The sequence below is a fragment of the Methanobrevibacter sp. genome, from assembly GCF_045577275.1.
GTDB lineage: Archaea > Methanobacteriota > Methanobacteria > Methanobacteriales > Methanobacteriaceae > Methanobrevibacter.
Window position 1 is genome coordinate 1 of record NZ_JAZNIB010000036.1, and the last position, 1,533, is coordinate 1,533.

The 1,533-nt window shown below is 32.2% G+C and carries 2 protein-coding genes; both read right to left on the reverse strand.

The features are described from left to right. Positions 1–106: 106 nt before the first annotated feature. On the reverse strand, positions 107–907 hold the full coding sequence (locus ACKI67_RS01275) for a serine protein kinase RIO (RefSeq protein ID WP_407461582.1): 801 nt from the start codon (positions 905–907) through the stop codon (positions 107–109). Positions 908–1,186: 279 nt separating this feature from the next. Then, a complete protein-coding gene (eif1A, locus tag ACKI67_RS01280; protein WP_407461583.1) occupies positions 1,187–1,525 on the reverse strand; it encodes a translation initiation factor eIF-1A in 339 nt (112 codons plus the stop codon). Between the last annotated feature and the right edge of the window lie 8 nt (positions 1,526–1,533).

Sequence of the window (1,533 nt, forward strand, 5' to 3'; positions counted from 1 at the left end):
TATTTATTTAATATTTATAAAAAATAGATTTCCTAAGAGCATTTGAAAACTAATATTTTTAAAGAATTCTATCTGAGAATTGTCTATTGATACGATTCCCAAGATATTAATCTTTTATTAAACGATTGGTCAAGTCTTCTATTGAAGTGTCAACGCCCATCTTGGAAAATTCAAAGCTGATGTTCTTTATGTCCCTCTCAAGGAGTTCATTAGCAATTATATGGTCCCTTACAACAGATTGGGAAACATCAATAATCACAGGCTCTTCATCATAATTCAAAATATTGTAAGTTGACAAGTCACCATGAATCAGATTAGCCTTGTTTATGAATTTATCCATTTGGCCCACTAATTTTTCATAGAAGTCATTTGGGTCTTGAGGTGGAAGATTCTTAACTGTTGGTGCAGGGTTTCCATCTTCATCACCAATGAATTCAATTATCAAAACATTGCTTAAGCTTGTAATTGCTTCTGGAACGTATACTCCCGCATCTTTAAGTCTTGTCAAATTCCTAAATTCCTTATTAACCCAATTATTGATTAGTTGTCTTTTATTGCTTGATCTAACATTAAAACGAGGGTCACCAGCAATGTAATACTGCATTTTCTTAAAGTCTGAGGTTGCAATCCTATAAATCTTAACGGCAACAATGGAACCATCATCCTTGATTCCCTTCAACACATTAGCTTCCTTACCTGTACTAATAGCCCCATTCAATACATCCAAATGACCTTGATTGGCTAATTTATAAAGTACCTGCAATGTTGCCTTGTCAAAGATTTCGCTGGATACCTTCCTATCATCAGAATCTTTTATTCTTTTTTGTGAAATCAATTTTTGAACTTCTGCATCCGCTTTAGCAACTCTTGGATTCTCGACAATGCCCTTTCCATCAGATTCATCCATTGAATCATCTTCGAAATCATCATCTAATGAATCATCATTTAAGTCATCATCTAAGGAATCAAAATCTAAGGAATCCTCTTCAATAAGTTCCACATCAGCATCAGTTAGTTTAGGATTCTTTTCCATAAAAACACCGTTTTAAAATTAGAATTTAACTAAAAAAAGTTTCAAGAATTAAAGTATAAAAAAAGTAAAATAGAATAAGAAAGTAAAGGTAAATCTTAATTAAAATTTTTTTGAATAAAAAATAAAAAAAGTAAATCAAAGGATTTACCTAATTTACATAGTTAAATAACCTTTTCTTTCAAGCCAATTGGATTCAGTTCTTGTGTATCTCCAAATAACATCTGCTTTTTGATCGGATTGGAAATCCCAAGGTTTTACAAGAACTACATCACCTTCACGTATCCAAATTCTTTTCTTCATTTTACCTGGAATACGTGTCATTCTAATATTACCATCAGCACATCTAACTTTAATTTTTCCATGTCCCATAATTTGTTCTACTACTCCAGGAATCTCACCTTTTTTTGGAGTACGAACTCTTCTATATTCTTGTTGTTGATTATTTTGCGGTTTACTCAAAAATTCACTTCCTACACATAAGTCGGAGGCCAAGCGGTCTT

Coding starts and splice junctions, on each gene's coding strand:
- ACKI67_RS01275 (WP_407461582.1), bottom strand. CDS start 907: ATGGATGAATCTGATGGAAAGGGCATTGTCGAGAATCCAAGAGTTGCT.